Origin of the sequence: Rhodococcus sp. MH15 (genome assembly GCF_019266045.1) — a bacterium.
GTDB lineage: Bacteria > Actinomycetota > Actinomycetes > Mycobacteriales > Mycobacteriaceae > Rhodococcus_F > Rhodococcus_F qingshengii.
Window position 1 is genome coordinate 383,372 of record NZ_LPNP01000065.1, and the last position, 17,181, is coordinate 400,552.

Here is a 17,181-nt window from a genome sequence, read left to right on the forward strand (position 1 = left end):
GAGTCACGCTATGCATTTCCACGACGATTCACTGTTCCCCGAAACCCAGGACAAGCTTGTCATCACCGTTGCTCCCTACGGACCGGAGTGGGAGCCGGACGATTTTGCAGAAGACCTCCCTCTGTCGATGGACGAGCACGTCCAGCAAGCCGTCGACTGTTTCAACGCCGGTGCCACAGTTCTCCACATCCACGTGCGTGAACTCGACGGCAAGGGCTCGAAGCGTCTGTCGAAGTTCAACGAGCTTCTCGGTCGCTTGCGTGAGGCCGTTCCCGAGATGATTCTGCAGGTCGGCGGGTCGATTTCGTTTGCCCCGGAGGGGGAAGGTGCCGATGCGAAGTGGTTGTCCGACGACGTGCGTCACATGCTGGCGGAATTGGAGCCGGCTCCCGATCAGGTGACGATCGCGATCAATACCAGCCAGATGAACATCATGGAACTGATGACCGACGACGACATCGCGGGTACGTCGATGCAGCGTCCGGAATTGGCCGATACGTATCGGGAAATGACTGTGCCCGCCGGTCCGGAGTGGGTGGCAGAGCACCTGCGCCGGTTGCAGGCCGCCGGAATCCAGCCGCATTTCCAGTTGTCCAGTATTCCGCAGCTCGAAACGGTGGAGCGGTTGATCCGACGCGGCATCTACACGGGTCCGGTCAACCTCACGTGGGTCGCAATCGGCGGCGGCTTCGACGGACCCAACCCGTACAACATGATGAACTTCGTCCAGCGTGTTCCCGACGGTGCGTGCCTGACGCTGGAAACGCTGATGCGTAGCGTCCTGCCGGTGAACACGATGGCCATCGCGATGGGCTTGCACGCTCGCTGCGGCAACGAGGACACCATCTGGGGCCGCAAGGGCGAGAAGATGACGTCGGTGCAGCAGATCGAGCAGTTGGTGCGCATTGCAGGCGAATTGGGCCGCGAGGTGGCTACCGCGAAGGAAGCTCGGGACATCTACCGGATCGGTGAGACGTATGCCGACACCGACGAGACGTTGGCGAAGCTGGGTTACGCGCCCAACCGCCGGATCGGCCAGCCGGGATTCACGCAGCACGCCTGAGTTCGCACCCTCTCGTACAACAGTTCCGGGGGTACGAACCGCGACGGTTCGTACCCCCGAATCCCCCCGTCTACCTCGAGTACTTCCTAGGAGAGTCATGGGACTGCAAGCTCCCGCCACGCCACGTGTGGACACCGCGCTCGGAATCGGCGGACGACGAAAGTTATACCCGTGGATCGTTTTCGCCCTGGCTTTCGGTCTTCTGCTCTCGGACTACATGTCGAGGCAGGTGCTCAGTGCAGTCTTCCCGATCCTGAAAGCGGACTGGGATCTCTCCGATTCGCACCTCGCCTCCCTGAGCAGCGTGGTGGCATTGATGGTCGGGCTGTTGACGTTCCCGTTGTCGCTGCTCGCGGACCGCTGGGGCCGCGTCAAGAGCTTGATCTTGATGGCGGTGTTGTGGAGTGTCGCGACGTTGCTGTGCGCAATCGCTCAGACCTACGAACAGATGTTGGGCGCCCGGTTCCTGGTCGGTGTCGGTGAAGCGGCGTACGGCAGCGTGGGTATCGCCGTGGTCCTCAGTGTGTTTGCGCCCCGCGTGCACGCAGCTCTTGCAGGTGCCTTCATGGCCGGTGGATCGTTCGGTTCGGTCATCGGTGTGGCAATCGGTGGGTTCATCGCAGTCCAGTTCAGTTGGCGGTGGTCTTTTGCCGCCATGGCGATCTTCGGTCTGATTCTGGTCGCGCTCTTCCGTGCCCTCGTCACCGAGAAGAAGCTCACCGCTTACGCCGTCGAGGCCGCGCCGGATGCCGCCGGGGAAGCGGTGAGACACGACGGTTTTCGTGCGCCGGTGTCCTCGCTGTTCACCAATCCCGCCGTGTTGTTCGCCTACATCGGTGGTGGTCTCCAGATGTTCACCGCCGCTGTACTTCTGGCGTGGTTGCCGAGCTTCTTCAATCGTTACTACGATTTGGCCCCGGACAAGGCCGGCGTCACGGCTTCCGTGTTCGTCCTCCTGGTCGGAAGCGGGATGGTGGTCTGCGGTTTCATCACAGATAGATTCAGCCGCGACGATTCGGCGCGAAAATGGACCACCGCCATTGTCTACTGCGCCATCTCGTTGGTGACGCTGAGCATCGGGCTCCGGTTAGGCACGGGGACAGCACAACTCGTGTTGCTCGGTATCGGTGCATTCTTCTCCGCCGGTTCGTCGGGGCCGACGGCAGCTATGGTCGCGAACCTTACCCATCACTCGATTCGAGCGTCGGCCATGGGAACGCTCACCGTCGCCAACAACCTTCTCGGGCTGGCGCTCGGTCCCTTCGTTGTCGGCATCCTCGCCGATCACCTGGGTCTTCTCGGCGCTCTACAGCTTTCGCCCTTCATCTATGTCGTCGCGGCCCTCGCGTTGGTAGCCGGCAAGCGTGCCTATCCCGCCGGGATGAGGCGGCTGGCGACGTTGCAGAATCGGCCCGAGATCCCCGGCGCCACTGAAGTAACAGACGTTCGGAGCTCATGATGAATGAATCAACTACGGTAGTAATGGTTCCCGGTCTGCGGGATCATGTCGAAGATCATTGGCAGACTCACCTCGCGCGCAGGCTCGACAACGTTCTGACGGTTCCTCCCCTCGAGACCGACAAGCTCAGCCGCGATGCGCGGGTTGCGGCATTGAACGAGGTGCTGACAAGTGTCTGCGGGCCGGTGGTCCTGGTCGGGCACAGCGCCGGAGTCATGACAGTTGCTCACTGGGCGAGGGCGCATCATCGAGAGGTTGCGGGCGCACTTCTGGTCACGCCGGCGGATCTCGAACTTCCGCTGCCCGAGTCCTATCCGTCTCTCGAAGATCTCGACCGTCACGGGTGGCTACCGATACCGCGTCAGCGTCTGCCGTTTCCGAGCACGGTCGCGGCGAGTCGGAACGATCCGCTCGCCGGGTATCGCCGAGTTGTGGGTTTGGCTGAAGGATGGGGGAGTCGGTTGCTGGATCTGGGCGAGGTCGGACACCTCAATCCGGCGTCCGGATACGGGTATTGGCCGCGGGCGGAATCGTTGGTGTTGGAACTGCTCGAGTCGGTGTCGCACGCCGCCTCGTCTCATGCCACGGATTCCGAGGCGCAGGAGGAACACAGTCGTGCTTGATCTTGCTGCTCTGCTGGAAGATTCGGCCCGGCGATACCCGGAACGGGATGCGCTGGTTCTCGGGGAAGCGAGGCTGACGTATGCGCAGTTCGACGCCTACGCGAATCGCATCGCCCATCTGCTCGTCTCGCGGGGTGTCGAGCCAGGTGACAAGGTGGCGTTGTCCTGCCCGAACGTTCTCGAGTTCCCGATCGTCTACTACGGCATTCTCAAGGCCGGCGGCGTCGTCGTTCCTCTGAACATTCTGCTCAAGGGGCGCGAAATCGCCTATCACCTGGCTGATTCGGAAGCAAAGCTGTACTTCTGTTTCGAGGGAAGTCCCGAATTGCCGATCGCTGAGTACGCCATCGCCGGGTTCGAGCAGAGCGAGACCTGTTCGGCCCTGATCGTGATCAGCGCCGAGTCGGGTGCACCGTCGTCGATCCTCGGAGTCGAGACTCTAGGCGAAGCACTGGCATCCGTGTCCGGCACGGAAACGCCTGCAGCCGCGGTTGTTCGTGAACCGATGGACACCGCGGTCATTCTCTACACCAGCGGCACGACCGGAAAGCCCAAGGGCGCCGAACTCACTCACTGCAACATGGTCTTGAATGCACTGTCGACCAACCGGTTGTTCGAGAGCGTTCCGTCCATGCATGAGCGTTATCTCCTGACTTTGCCGTTGTTCCACTCGTTCGGCCAGACAGTGACCATGAATGCGGGAATCTGCGTCGGTGCCACCTTGGTGTTGATGCCGCGCTTCGATGCGACCGCGGCACTCGAGATCATGGAACGCGAAAAGATCTCGGTCTTCGCGGGCGTCCCGACCATGTATTGGGGACTGCTCGGCGTGCTGGAGGAGGTAGTGAAATCCGGGGTGGATATCGAGACCGTTGCACAGAACATGCGGTGCGCGATCTCCGGTGGTGCAGCGCTTCCCGTCGAAATCTTGACACAGTTCAGGGAACGCTTCGGTGTTCAGATCCTCGAAGGGTACGGGTTGTCCGAGACCTCTCCGCTGGCCTTGTTCAGTGACCCGGAGAGCGACCCCCGGCCCGGTTCGATCGGCGTGCCGATCTGGGGCGTCGAAGCGCGGCTTGTCGACGACTCTTGGCACACGATCGCCGGCCCCGATGAATTGGGGGAGTTGGCCATTCGCGGGCACAACGTCATGAAGGGCTATTTCAACCGACCCGAGGCGACGGCGGAAGTCATGCGCGACGGATGGTTTCGCACCGGGGATTTGGCACGGGTCGATACCGACGGAAATTACTACATCGTCGATCGCGCGAAGGACATGATCGTGCGGGGCGGATTCAACGTCTACCCACGCGAAATCGAAGAGGTTCTGCTCACTCACCCAGCCGTCTCACTCGTCGCCGTCGTCGGGGTGCCGGACTCGAGCCTCGGCGAAGAAGTTGTCGCGTTCGTGATCCGAGAGCCGAGTGAAGAGATCTCCGAATCGGATCTCGTGGAATGGACGCGGGAACAGATGGCCGCCTACAAATATCCGCGTCGCATCGAGTTCGTGCCGTCGCTGCCGATGACGGCAACCGGAAAGATTCTCAAACGTGAACTGAATCAAGCATTTTCGATGGTCTGAGGAGATCGATGACTGACGTTCGAGCAAGTGAAGCTTTTCCCGTGACCCAGGCCATGAAGGATTCGGGTGGCTGGAATCCGTTGTGGGACGGACTTTCGGAGCTGGATCCCGAGTGGACCGAGCTGTACATGAAGACAGCGATGCAGCCCTGGAACAGCGGGGTGCTGTCACCTCAGGTGATCCAGTTGCTGTGCATAGCCGTCGATGCGGCGAGCACACACATGTACGCACCCGGCGTACGACGCCATATTCGCGCCGCGCTCGACATGGGAGTGACCCCGAAGGAGATTCTCGAGGTGCTGAAACTGACCACCGTCGTCGGGATTCATTCCTGCAATGTCGGCGTTCCGATCCTGATGGAGGAAATCGCGAACCGGTGAGGGCGGTCAGTCCCGCTCGCGGTTCTCCCGTTCCTCCCGCTGACGCTGGAGGAACGGGCTCGGGTTCTGTCCGCCGATCGGACCGTGGCCGAGTACTCCGTGCTCGTAGGCCGACTCCGCGTGCAGGGCAACGTCGATTCCGCGGGCCTCGTCTTCACGCGAAATGCGGAAGCCGAAGGTCTTGTCGATGAGCTTTCCGAGACCGTAGGTCACACCGAAGGCATAGAGCGCGACCACGACGACGCCGACGAACTGCTTGCCCAACTGCGCGAATCCACCGCCGAAGAACAAACCTTCCGGACCGCCCGTCATCACGGCCGTCGCGAGGAGTCCGATCAGCAACGAGCCGACGATTCCGCCGACGAGGTGCACGCCGACGACGTCGAGGGAGTCGTCGTAGCCGAGCTTGTGCTTCCATCCCACGGCGTACGAGCAGACGATGCCGGCGATCAGACCGATGACGAGCGCACCGAACATGTTCACCGTTCCGCACGACGGGGTGATCGCGACCAGACCGGCGACGACGCCCGAAGCTGCGCCGAACGTGGTGGGGTGTCCGTCACGATTCTGCTCGACGAACAGCCAGCCGAGTAGTCCGGTGCAACCGGCGACGAGTGTGTTGAGGAAGATCTGCGAGGCCATACCGTCGGCCGCAAGGGCCGAGCCGGCGTTGAATCCGAACCAACCGAACCAGAGCAGGCCTACGCCGAGCAGGACGAACGGCAGGTTGTGCGGACGCATCGACTCGGCCTTGAAACCCATCCGCTGGCCGAGGACCAGTGCCAATGCCAGACCCGACGCTCCGGACACGATTTCGACCACGAGGCCACCGGCGTAGTCGAGTGCGCCCATCTGGGCGAGCCATCCCTGCGGATTCCACACCCAGTGAGCGACGGGGACATAGACGAGCAAGGACCAGATGGGGACGAAGATCATCCAGGCGGAGAACTTCGCGCGGTCGGCGATCGCACCACTGATGAGCGCTGCAGTAAGGATTGCGAACGTCAATTGGAAGGTTGCGAACAACACTTCCGGGACATTCCCGTGCACCGTCGACGGGTCGATGCCCGCCATGCCGATGTGCTCGAGTCCGCCGATGATGCCACCGTGATCGTCGCCGAACACGAGGCTGTAGCCCACGAACAACCACGCAACCGTGACGAGTGCGATCGAGACGAAACTCATCATGATCATGTTGAGTACGCCCGTCGAGCGGACCATGCCGCCGTAGAACAGTGCGAGTCCTGGCGTCATCAGAAGTACGAGTGCAGTGCTGACGAGCAACCAGGCAGTCGCTCCGGCATCGATGGTGGCGGGCACAGTTTTCTCCTCACGCACGCGGACCAGCCCGCGTGCACGGAACCCACGATGAGTGCGTGCGGTTTCCTCCGCACTGCGATTGTGTTGCGAACATGTTTCGGGAGAAGTCGGCGTTGCACCCGCACCGGACCACCTGTCGTGGGTCGCCGGTAGTCTTTGCGCGTGGCCCTGTACCGGAAGTATCGACCCGCGTCCTTCGCCGAGGTGGTGGGGCAGGAGCATGTCACCGCACCGCTCAGCACGGCCCTCGACACCGGACGCATCAACCATGCCTACCTGTTTTCCGGCCCGCGCGGCTGCGGAAAGACGTCGTCGGCGCGAATCCTGGCGCGTTCGCTGAACTGTGAGCAGGGACCGACGTCGACGCCGTGCAACGTGTGCGACTCGTGCGTTTCGCTGGGCCCGGGCGGCACAGGCAACCTGGATGTGACGGAACTCGACGCCGCAAGTCACGGTGGCGTCGACGACACCCGAGAACTCCGGGACAAGGCGTTCCACGCACCCGCCGCATCTCGCTACCGCGTCTTCATCATCGACGAGGCACACATGGTGACGGCGGCGGGTTTCAATGCGCTGCTCAAGATCGTCGAAGAGCCGCCGGAACACCTCATCTTCATCTTTGCGACGACGGAACCGGAAAAGGTTCTCCCGACCATCCGTTCGCGTACACACCATTACCCGTTCCGCCTGTTGGCGCCGTCGACCATGCGCGGACTCCTGGAAAAGATCTGCGCCCAGGAGGGCGTACCGGTCGAGCCTGCGGTGTATCCACTGGTCATCAAGGCCGGCGGCGGTTCCCCTCGTGACTCGTTGAGTGTCCTCGATCAGCTGCTCGCGGGCGCAGGAGAAGAAGGTGTCACGTATCCGCGCGCGCTCTCTCTTCTCGGAGTCACCGACGTCGCGCTCATCGACGAAGCAGTAGACGCCCTGTCTGCCAGTGACGGGGCCGCGTTGTTCGGCACTGTCGATCGCGTGATGGACGCCGGTCACGATCCACGCCGATTCGCGCTCGATCTTCTCGAGCGCCTGCGTGATCTCATCTTGATGCAGGCTGTTTCCGACGCCAGCGAACGAGGATTGGTCGACGCTCCGGAAGCGGAGCTGGTCACGATGCGTGAGCAGATTCAACGAGTCGGCCCGGCCACGCTCACCCGCTTCGCCGAAACTGTCCATGCCGGACTCAGCGAAATGCGTGGTGCGACGGCGCCGCGGCTGCTGCTCGAAGTGATGTGCGCGCGAATGCTGCTGCCGTCGGCCTCCGACACCGAGTCAGCTGTATTGCAGCGGCTGGAGCGCCTGGAACAAGGTATTCCGGCTGCCGGAGTCGCGGCTGCTCCTCGCGCGGCAGCAACGCCGGCACCCACCGTGCCGCCGCTCGAACCGGAGATTGCTTCCAAGTTCCAACGGCCCTCTCAACGCAAGGCCGAGCCTGAGGCACGGCCGGAACCAGCCGCGCCTGCTCCAGCTGCGGCGCCGCCGGTTGTGGAGGCTCCTGTCGTCGAACCTCCGGTAGCGGCAGTTCCCGTCGTCGAGACTCCCACTGTCGAGATCGTGGAACCGCCGGTTGCCGAAGCTCCGGTGGTTGAAGCTCCGGTTGCCGAAGCTCCAATAGTTGAAGCTCCTGTGGTTGAACCACAGGTTACTGCTTCTGTCGAGGCGGAAGAGCTGATCGGGCTTGCCGAGCCGGAACCCGACTACGAGCCCGAGCCCGAGCCCGAGTTCGACGAGCCGGCGGTTGCCGAAGCTGCGCCGGTCTCGGCAGGCCCCACAGTCGAGACTCTCCGTGAATCGTGGAACACCTTGCGCAACAAGGTCGGTGAACGAAACAAGGTTCTTCCGGCCATGCTGTCCGCTGCGACGGTTCACGACGTGCGTGGACATGTCGTTGTCATCGCTCACGGCTCACCGGTCCTGGGTGCTCGTGTGACGCAACCGCACAACGCGGCGGTCATTTGCGAGGTCCTTGCCGAAATGTTCGGTGGCACTTGGCAAGTCGAGTATCAAGAAGGTGCGCCTACAGCGCCGACAGTATCGAGCGCAACCAAGGCGACAGAAGCTCCGAGCCGCCCTGCCGCTGCGCCCCGCTTCTCGCGGCCCAGTCAGGAGCGCGCAGCGCAGACGCCCAAGGCCCCGCAGCCCCAGCGCGGAGATTCGGACGACATTCCGCCGCCCGAGGCCCCCGACTATCCGGAAGACCCTGGACCGGCCCCTGCTCCTGAGGTCGACTACGAGGCAACTCCTCCGCCTGCAACGCCGGAGGACGAGGACGAGATGTTTGCGGAGGCGGCTGAGCCCGCTGATCCGACTGCCAGACGTGATCCCGAGGATGTTGCAAAGGAACTCCTCAAGGACGTCCTCGGAGCTCGCCGCCTCGAAAGCTGAGTTGCCGAGTCGGTCCGTGTGCGTGAAACAGCTGTCGGAATCCAGCTGCACAACTGTGTGATCGAATTGTTATAAGTGCCGTTCCCTTTGTGCGCGCGCGTCTCGAAAGCGCGCCGGCTCGGCCTCGCAAAGCTGAATTGTATGTGGCTGGTTTGCTGGCACATTCGTTCGCTCAGTTCCGGTGTAACGAAACGTCGATTCGGACGATGGTCGCCGAAGAATATCTGGAATTTCTCGTTGTCTGATGGGCATTCGAGTGCTGCTGTTAAATTTCGGTGTGTCACGAATGTTCAGATTGATAGTTGTCGGATGTTTGATTTGCGGGGATCGACCAATTTGGGACATTCGGCGAATTGGCCACATATTCGGCATTGCGGCATTTCGGTGCATATTCAACTGAATATTTGCCGATCGCGAGAAAATGGCGACCGTGAAACCGGGATCCGGTACGGATGTTCAAGCAGGAGCATGACCGGTTACGAAGCAAATAAGTAACTCCGAGTTACAGCTAACTCTCGATTGCTGTTAAATTGCTGAAACACGTTCATTGCGCCGAACAACCTTTGTTATTTGTTTATGCCTTGAGGTGAATCTGCGTTTTACACACCGATGAGGGCGTGGTTAGTCTTCGGTCGATTGAGTCTCCCGTGGATGCGCGCGAAAATAGGAAGTGTAAGATGACTGAAGATTCAACTAATCCTGCGATTGCGATAGTCGGGATGAGCATGTGGTCCCCCGGTGCACATGATCTGCAAGGATTTTGGGAGAACGTCCTCGCGCGTCGGATGCAATTCCGAAAGTTTCCGGAGTCACGGATGTCCCTCGACGACTACTGGAGCGCGAGCCCTGACGACGTCGACAAGACATACGCCGATCGCGGCGCGTTCATGGATGGTTTCGAATTCGACTGGGTCGGTCGCCGGATACCGGAGCGGACCTTCAAGTCGACAGATCTCACACACTGGTTGGCTCTGGAAACAGCACTCGGGGCTTTGACGGACGCGGGCTACAGCCGAGGATCGGTACCCACTGGACGCAGCGCCGCAATCGTCGGCAACTCCCTCACCGGTGAAGAATCCCGGATGTGGTCGATGCGTTTGCGTTGGCCTTACGTCAAGCGCGCACTCGCTGTGGCAGCCGAAGCGCGCCAGTTGGACAGTTCCGTCGCTGATGCTCTCGCCGAGACGATGGAAGATGTCTACAAGGGCCCATTGGTGGAGCCGAGTGAAGACACTCTCGCCGGCATGTTGTCGAATACGATTGCCGGCCGGATCTGCAATTATCTCGACTTCAACGGCGGCGGGTACGTCGTGGACGGTGCGTGCGCGTCCGGAATGCTCGCGGTGGCGACTGCAGCCGAAAAGCTGGCGTCCGGCGCGGCCGACTTCGTCTTGGCAGGGGGAGTCGACGTCAGCTTGGATCCTTTGGAACTGGTGGGATTCGCCCGTTTGGGTGCACTGACCCGTGGCGACATGAACGTGTACGACGCAAGCCGAAGCGGATTCATCCCGGGTGAAGGTTGCGGATTCGTGGCCTTGAAACGACTCGAGGACGCCAGGGCGGACGGCGACTACGTGTACGCGACGATTCGCGGCTGGGGCATCTCCACCGATGGCAAGGGTGGAATCACCAAGCCCCGCGCCGAAACTCAGGCCGAGATGATCCGTCGCGCATACTCGCGAGCGGGATTCGCGGCCAGCGAGGTTGCCTTCGTCGAAGGACACGGAACTGGTACTCCCGTCGGAGACCCCGTCGAACTGGCCGGCGTCCAGCAGGCCGCTCAGACGGACGGGCCGGTCGAGGCTCGTAGCATCGGCATGACGTCACTGAAGTCGTTGATCGGGCATACGAAGGCGGCGTCGGGCATCCTTGCGCTGATCAAGGCGACCATGGCCGTCAATCAACGAATCCTTCCGCCGCTCGCCGGTTGCACCGACCCGAACCCGGCGTTCGGAACCGAAGCGCCGGCACTCTTTCCGCTCGTCAACGGTGAGATCAGAGATCCGTCCGAGAAGATGCGTGCCGGTGCGCAAGCCATGGGTTTCGGCGGTATCAACTGCCACGTCGCGATCGAATCGGCTGATGCACCATCCAGCAAGCTGACACCCTCGCAAGACGTCCGCACGATGATGGCGTCGTATCAGGACACCGAGGTTTTCGTACTTTCTGCAGATTCCGCGGTGGACTTGGCGACCCGAGCGCGGGATGTTGCAGATCTGGCGGTTCCGTTGAGTGTTGCCGAGCTGCTGGACTTTTCGGCGAAACTCTCTCGAGTGATCTCGCCGACCGCGCCCTTCCGTGCCGCAGTGGTGGCCGGACGTCCCGCGCAGTTGGCCGAACGCATGCGTCAGCTTGCCGTGATCTGCGAGAACTCCGCTCCTGCATCCGGTCAGGTGAAGGTCGTGAGCAACGAGATCTCGATCTCGAACGCCGTCCACCACGACATCGGATTCCTGTTCCCGGGACAGGGATCCCAACAACTAGAGATGGCGCGCGTGCTGATCGAGCGCTTCGAGTGGGCACGCGAACTGGCGACCGAGGCGGACGGCTGGTTGGAGGGAGTTGGAGCGGAGGCGATCACGCCTCGAATTCTGCGGAACCCGGTCAAGAGCGCTGACGCTGCGGAATTGGCGAAGTGGAAGCGGGATCTCGCCCAGACGCAGTTCACCCAGCCTGCCGTCGCTTTGGCTTCGCTGCTCTGGTTCGAGTACCTCCGCCGATTGGGTGTCACACCCAGTGCTGTCGCCGGCCACAGTCTCGGCGAGTTGACCGCGCTCTACGCGGCAGGAGCTTACGACCAGAAGACGCTGATCACCTTGGCTGCGGCGAAGGGTGCGGCCATGGCTGTCAGTGGTGGTGGAAACGGCGCGATGGCGAGCCTGACCTGCGACCGATCGACGGCTGAGGCGATCATCGCGGAAACAAAGGGTTACGCGACCGTCGCGAATCTGAATACGCCTACACAGACAGTGGTTTCGGGCACCAAAGACGCGGTCGACGATGTGGTTGCCATCGCGAAGACGCGCGGAGTGTCGGCTCAGGCGCTTGCCGTGTCGAATGCTTTCCACTCCGAGATGATGAACGAGGCCGAGCGGGAGCTGAAGTCCACTGCGCCCGTTGACGAGCAAGTCGATTCGCTGACTTGCCCCGTGTATTCCTGCGTCGAAGGGAAACGCGTACAGACGCCACTGGCACTTCGCGAATTGGTCACCAAACAGGTTGTCTCACCGGTCGACTGGGTCAAGACGGTAAGTGGAATCTCGCAGGACGTGGACCTGCTCGTCGAGGTCGGTCCCGGCCGTGTGCTGACCGGGCTCACCAAGGCGATCAATGGGACCGACGGCGTGCGCTGCTTCCCCGTTGCGTCCAAGTCCGGACGCGACGAGGACTTCAATGTCGCACTGGCCGCGATGTACGTACACGGCGCTCAGGTCCGATGGAACGAACTTTTCGACGGCCGGTTCGTGCGCGAATTCGTTCCTGCCGATCAGAAGGTGTTCATCGAGAACCTGGCCGAGGCGAAGCTGACGGTTACCTCTGCTCCCGAACCGCTCGTACTTGGTACGTCCGGCGGGGATCCGGCTGCGGCGCTGGCCGATTACCTGAGCCGACGCGGGACCTTCCTCGTCGACGTGATTCGTGCTGATGTAGGCAGTGGAGCGACTTCTCCGTCTTCTCCATCTGCTCCGACTTCGCGGGCAGTCACCAACGGCCACGAATCCGTGGCAGCGAAAGCTCCTTCGCCGGTTTCGGCTCCGGTAGTCGAAGAGCCGGCTGTCGCGGGCGCTGGGTCCGTGGAAAGTGAGCTGATCAGGATCCTCGCCGATACGACGGGATTCCCCGCCGAGTCGATCACGACGGATCTGCGTCTGCTCGATGATCTGAATCTCGACTCGATCAGTGCGGCAGAGGCTATTTCGAAGGTTGCGCATCAGTTCGAGGTTGTCGACCTCGACCCTGCCGAGTTGGCCAACGCCACCATCGGAGAAGCAGCATCGCTGATCCTTGCGGCATCACCGAATTCCGGTTCTGCCGTTCCAGCAGCGAGTTCGGTGCAGTCGGACGTGTCGCGAATACTGCTCGAGGTAATCGCGGAGGACACCGGATTTCCGGTGGAGTCTCTCGATGTGGATCTCCACCTGCTCGACGACCTGAACATGGACTCGATCAAGGCTGCCGATGCGATAGCAACTGTGGCAACGCGATTGGGTGTTCAGGGTGATCTGGATCCGGCCGAACTCGTCAACGTCAGCCTGGGTGAACTGATCGAAGTGCTCGATCGATCCGCGAAAGAGAAGTCGGGGCAGCAGCAGCCGGTTGCGCGGGCGCTGCCGATGAAGGCAAAGGGTATATCAGCCGACAGCTTCACCTGGGTTCGCGATTACACTCTGGAAAAGGTTCGGAGCGAGACAGCGTTGCACGGAGTCCGAGACCTCACGGACACGACGTTTGTCGTCATCGGTGACGACGCCGGTTTGGTCGGAAGGTTGGAATCCGAACTACGAGGGCGTGGTGCTCAGGTCGACATTCGCACATTCTCCGACGGCGCTCCTGCGAATGCGCAGCACGTGGTTGCCGTAATGCCACGCATGACCGATGATTCCGTCACCGAAATCGGCTTGCGCAGTGGGATCGAACACATGCACAAGATGGTTCCGGCACAGCAAAGTGCAGGCGCACGAACCACATTGGCAGTGATTCAGTTCACCGATGTCGAGTTGGGCAATCCGGCGCCGGTACCGAGTGCGGCGGCTTTTGCCGCTTCGGTGCATCACGAGCGCCCCGAACTGGATGTCCGCGTCATAGGATTCGACGGCTCGACTGCGGACGCGGTGGTGGCAACCACCGTCGTCTCCGAGTTGGATTCGGTTGCATCCTATGTGTTCGCGACTTACGACACCGAGATGGGACGCACGGCACTGCAACCGCGGGTTCTCGCCTCGAGCGACTACACCGTCCGCGAGAGCGGGTTGGGAAGTTCGGATGTAGTGGTCGTGACCGGTGGCGCGAAAGGCATCATGGCGCAATGCGCTCTGGCTCTCGGCCGAAAGACAGGCGCCGAACTAGTGCTGATCGGAAGCTCTCAGCGACAAGCGGGTGACGAAATCGCTTCCACTCTTGCGGACTTCACGTCTGCCGGTTTGAGCGCTCACTACTATCGCTGCAACGTCACGGATGCTGCGGCGGTGGCCGGCGTCGTCGCCCAGATCGAGGTCGAGGTTGGGCCGATCACCGGGTTTGTCCACGGTGCGGGGGCGAATGTTCCGCGGCGGTTCGAGAGAGTCGACAGCGCTGCGGCTTTCAAGGAGGTTGCACCTAAGGTCCTGGGCGCAGCCAACTTCGTCGAAGCGCTCGCTGATCGTGACCTGAAGCTGTTCGTGGGCTTCTCTTCCATCATCGGATTCACAGGTATGCCCGGAAACAGCTGGTATGCATACGGAAACGAGCTTCTCGACGAAATGGTGATGCGGTATGCCGCCGGGCACCCGAAGACTCGGACGTTCTCGCTCGCGTACAGCGTGTGGGGAGAGACCGGAATGGGCGCCCGCATGGGCAGTGTCAACCACCTCGCGAAGATGGGTGTCATGCCGATTTCGACGGCTGCGGGAGTGGATCATTTCCTTCGCCTGGTCGACAGCGGACCCGAGACAAGTCGTATCGTCGTGACCAGTCGACTCGGCGGTCTGGACACCTGGGCACCGGCAGCACCGGCTCTGCCGGCGGTGTCGCGCTACATCGACCAAGTGGTGACCTTCGAGCCGCAGGTAGAACTGGTTACCCGGACGACGTTGTCCACCTCGGCAGATCCTTTTGTCCTCGACCATGTCTGGAAGGGATCGGCGCTGCTTCCGACGGTGTTCGGGCTCGAGGCGATGTCGCAGGCGGCGGCCTATGTCACCGGACGCGTGACTCTGGGCCGCGTCCGCATCGACGACATCAAGCTGGATCGACCGATCGTCGTCGACACGGTCGAGGGCACCAGAGTCGAGATCAAGGCAAGCGTCGTGGAGCAGGATCGTGATGCTGCAGGAACGCGGGTGCATGTCACGATCGGCACCGAACGGACCGGGTACGGACGGCCCCATTTCTCGGCCGACTTCATCTTCGGGCTGGACGAAACACTGCCGGAGTTCGAGAAGGAGTTGCCGCGACCGGTGCTCGACATCGATCCGTTGGACGATCTCTACTCGTGGTTGCTGTTCCAGGAGGGAGATTTCCGCCGACTCGAAGAGATCTCGAGCCTCGATTCCGAGCACATCCTCTTCAGCGCTATTTCGCGAGCCGACCGTAGGCAGCACCTCCTCGGTGATCCCTACTTCCTCGATTCCCTGCTCCAATCGGGCCAGATCATGGTTCCGCGGGAGATCTGCCTTCCGGTCAACATTGCGCGAATCGACATGTACGACGGACGATTCGAGGCTCGTTCGTTCACCGCGTACGCCTACGACAAGGTGCAGACAGTGACCCACATGCAAGCCGACGTGGCGGTGGTGAAGGACGGACGAGTGGTGATGCAGCTCGAGGGATATCGCTCCCAGATTCTCTCCCACGACGAAAGCCGTCCTACGGCTGAGGAAATCGCGAATCCGACTGCGCGCGACGCACAGATCATTCTCGACAAGCTCGCGCAACACAGCCGGGCGTTGGGAGTGAAGAGCCCGCGGGTTGTGGTCGCGCATACCCCGGGGATTCACGAGTTGACCAAGTCGGAACGCCACGAGCAGGAGAAACCGATCGCCGAGGCGGCCGTGAACATTCATCTCGATGAGGATGTGGTGATCAAATGAGTAATGCCTTTGCCATCGAATGGCAGGAAACCGGAAAGCCCGTCGTCGTCGGTGATATTCCGCCCTCTGTGGATGTCTCGCTCTCGCACGACGGCAGCAAGTCACTCAGTTCGGCCGGCGACTGGCCTCAGGGGTGTGACATCGAACCGATTCGCTCCCGAACCGCCGTGCAGTGGAAGGCGCTTCTGGGTTCGGCGCGGATTCCGCTGCTGGACGAGTTGATCGCAGGCGGCGAATCACTCGATCGTGCGGGAACCAGGCTGTGGGCGGCGGCCGAGGCGATCCGAAAGGCCACGGGGCAGATGTCGGTTTCTCTGGCGATGGGCGCCAGGGAGGACGACGCAGTGACCTTCCGCGGCGGCGCAGACGGAAGCGTGGTGGTTCTGACTTTTCCAGCTCTGTTGACGGACAACGAGGAGCGGATTCTCGCGTTTGTGACTCATGAGGAGGATGCGGAAGAACCGGCGCAGGACTCGGCACCACAGTTCGACTCCGGCCCGTTGTCGGCGAAGTCTCTCGCGCAGTTCGATCCGATGGCCTACGGCTCCGACGTGCATGTGGTGGCCCGGAGCGGCTATCCGGCGGTGACGATCCGGTTCCCCGTCGGGTTCCGGGACGCGTGCAACGTCGGTGGATCAGTGGGGTTCGCGAGCTTCGCGCTGTGGTTGGGCGCTTTGCGAGAGAGGGGAACCGGACCGATCTCGAAGCAGATCGTGGAGGACATGGCGACGGGTCGTTGGGGCATGGTGACCAACAACTCCGAGGTGTTCATCGATGCGAACCTGTACACCGACGACATTGTCGAGGGGACGATCTGGATCACCGAACTCACCGGTCCGGATCGGGCAACCACCAATCTGCATGTCGAATGGTCCCGGGTCGACGGCGAGACGCGCACTCACATCGGGTGGAGTGCGATGCAGACGACGTGGGTGGAAATCCTCTCCCACGGTGTGGTGGCGGCACGGCCGATGCCGCAGTACTTCCACGATTTCATCGAGCCGATGACGATTCCGACGGGGACGAAGAACATCGCTGTTCCCACCGAACCGAAGAACGTCGATCGTGGTTCCGTGATCCGCTCGGCTCCGATGGTGCCGCGCAATCCGTACCTGCTCGAATCCGAGGTGTTCTCGACGACGTTGCAGGACGGAAACGTCGTGGGCAACATCTACTTCGGCAACTATTACATCTGGCAGTCGAGGGTTCGGGACAAGTTCCTGGTCCGTTCTCAGCGTGAGGCCATGGCGGCCAGAGGCGCTCTCGGGGAACTTCGTTGTGTGCACACCAGGGTTGAGCATCTGCGCGAGGTCATGCCGTTCGACGACGTCCTGGTCACGATGTCCTTGTCTGCCCTCTACGAGAGGGGGATCGACCTCGAGTTCGAGTACTTCAAGGTCAATGAGGACGGATCACGGGAGAAGCTCGCGATCGCTCGGCACAGAACTGTCTGGACGATGCCGGGCGCTCCGGGAGAACTGGAAATCTCTCCGCCGTCGAAACTTCCACAGTCGCTGATCGATTCGGTGCTGGAGGCGATCGACGGAAAGTAGACGGGGGATTTTCCGAGATCGAAGTGGAGAG

Annotated in this window: 9 protein-coding genes; 8 read left to right on the plus strand and 1 reads right to left on the minus strand. The window is 61.6% G+C overall.

Annotated features, from left to right (window positions below):
• Positions 1 to 10 precede the first annotated feature (10 nt).
• From ATN37_RS16260 to ATN37_RS16280, 5 genes are all read left to right on the plus strand, one after another.
• Positions 11 to 1,063 (plus strand): 3-keto-5-aminohexanoate cleavage protein, encoded by a 1,053-nt coding sequence (locus tag ATN37_RS16260; protein ID WP_218695383.1) that lies wholly within the window; start codon positions 11 to 13, stop codon positions 1,061 to 1,063.
• Positions 1,064 to 1,160: 97 nt separating this feature from the next.
• A complete protein-coding gene (locus ATN37_RS16265) occupies positions 1,161 to 2,522 on the plus strand; it encodes an MFS transporter (RefSeq protein ID WP_218695384.1) in 1,362 nt (453 codons plus the stop codon).
• Positions 2,522 to 3,145, plus strand: a complete 624-nt coding sequence (locus ATN37_RS16270; RefSeq protein ID WP_042447831.1) for an alpha/beta hydrolase — start codon at positions 2,522 to 2,524, stop codon at positions 3,143 to 3,145. Before ATN37_RS16265 ends, ATN37_RS16270 begins: the two co-directional genes overlap by 1 nt.
• Positions 3,138 to 4,727: a long-chain fatty acid--CoA ligase gene (locus ATN37_RS16275; protein ID WP_218695385.1), complete on the plus strand. Its 1,590-nt coding sequence runs from the start codon at positions 3,138 to 3,140 to the stop codon at positions 4,725 to 4,727. Before ATN37_RS16270 ends, ATN37_RS16275 begins: the two co-directional genes overlap by 8 nt.
• Before the next feature lie 8 nt (positions 4,728 to 4,735).
• Positions 4,736 to 5,107 (plus strand): carboxymuconolactone decarboxylase family protein, encoded by a 372-nt coding sequence (locus tag ATN37_RS16280; RefSeq protein WP_020905896.1) that lies wholly within the window; start codon positions 4,736 to 4,738, stop codon positions 5,105 to 5,107.
• 6 nt (positions 5,108 to 5,113) lie between these two features.
• Here the strand turns inward: ATN37_RS16280 and ATN37_RS16285 are convergent, their stop codons facing one another.
• Positions 5,114 to 6,427 carry an ammonium transporter gene (locus ATN37_RS16285; RefSeq protein ID WP_003943791.1) on the minus strand — a complete coding sequence of 438 codons (1,314 nt, stop codon included), beginning with the start codon at positions 6,425 to 6,427 and terminating at the stop codon, positions 5,114 to 5,116.
• A gap of 162 nt (positions 6,428 to 6,589) precedes the next feature.
• Between ATN37_RS16285 and ATN37_RS16290 the strand changes: the two genes are divergently transcribed.
• From ATN37_RS16290 to ATN37_RS16300, 3 genes are all read left to right on the plus strand, one after another.
• Positions 6,590 to 8,809 carry a DNA polymerase III subunit gamma and tau gene (locus tag ATN37_RS16290; RefSeq protein ID WP_218695386.1) on the plus strand — a complete coding sequence of 740 codons (2,220 nt, stop codon included), beginning with the start codon at positions 6,590 to 6,592 and terminating at the stop codon, positions 8,807 to 8,809.
• A gap of 677 nt (positions 8,810 to 9,486) precedes the next feature.
• The gene (locus ATN37_RS16295) at positions 9,487 to 15,597 is read left to right on the plus strand and encodes a type I polyketide synthase (RefSeq protein WP_218695387.1); all 6,111 of its coding nucleotides are present in this window, start codon (positions 9,487 to 9,489) and stop codon (positions 15,595 to 15,597) included.
• Complete coding sequence (locus tag ATN37_RS16300) at positions 15,594 to 17,150, plus strand: hypothetical protein (RefSeq protein ID WP_064443011.1); 1,557 nt, start codon at positions 15,594 to 15,596, stop codon at positions 17,148 to 17,150. The genes ATN37_RS16295 and ATN37_RS16300 overlap by 4 nt, the downstream gene beginning before the upstream one ends.
• The last annotated feature ends 31 nt before the right edge of the window (positions 17,151 to 17,181 follow it).

Coding starts and splice junctions, on each gene's coding strand:
- ATN37_RS16260 (WP_218695383.1), top strand. CDS start 11: ATGCATTTCCACGACGATTCACTGTTCCCCGAAACCCAGGACAAGCTT.
- ATN37_RS16265 (WP_218695384.1), top strand. CDS start 1,161: ATGGGACTGCAAGCTCCCGCCACGCCACGTGTGGACACCGCGCTCGGA.
- ATN37_RS16270 (WP_042447831.1), top strand. CDS start 2,522: ATGAATGAATCAACTACGGTAGTAATGGTTCCCGGTCTGCGGGATCAT.
- ATN37_RS16280 (WP_020905896.1), top strand. CDS start 4,736: ATGACTGACGTTCGAGCAAGTGAAGCTTTTCCCGTGACCCAGGCCATG.
- ATN37_RS16295 (WP_218695387.1), top strand. CDS start 9,487: ATGACTGAAGATTCAACTAATCCTGCGATTGCGATAGTCGGGATGAGC.
- ATN37_RS16300 (WP_064443011.1), top strand. CDS start 15,594: ATGAGTAATGCCTTTGCCATCGAATGGCAGGAAACCGGAAAGCCCGTC.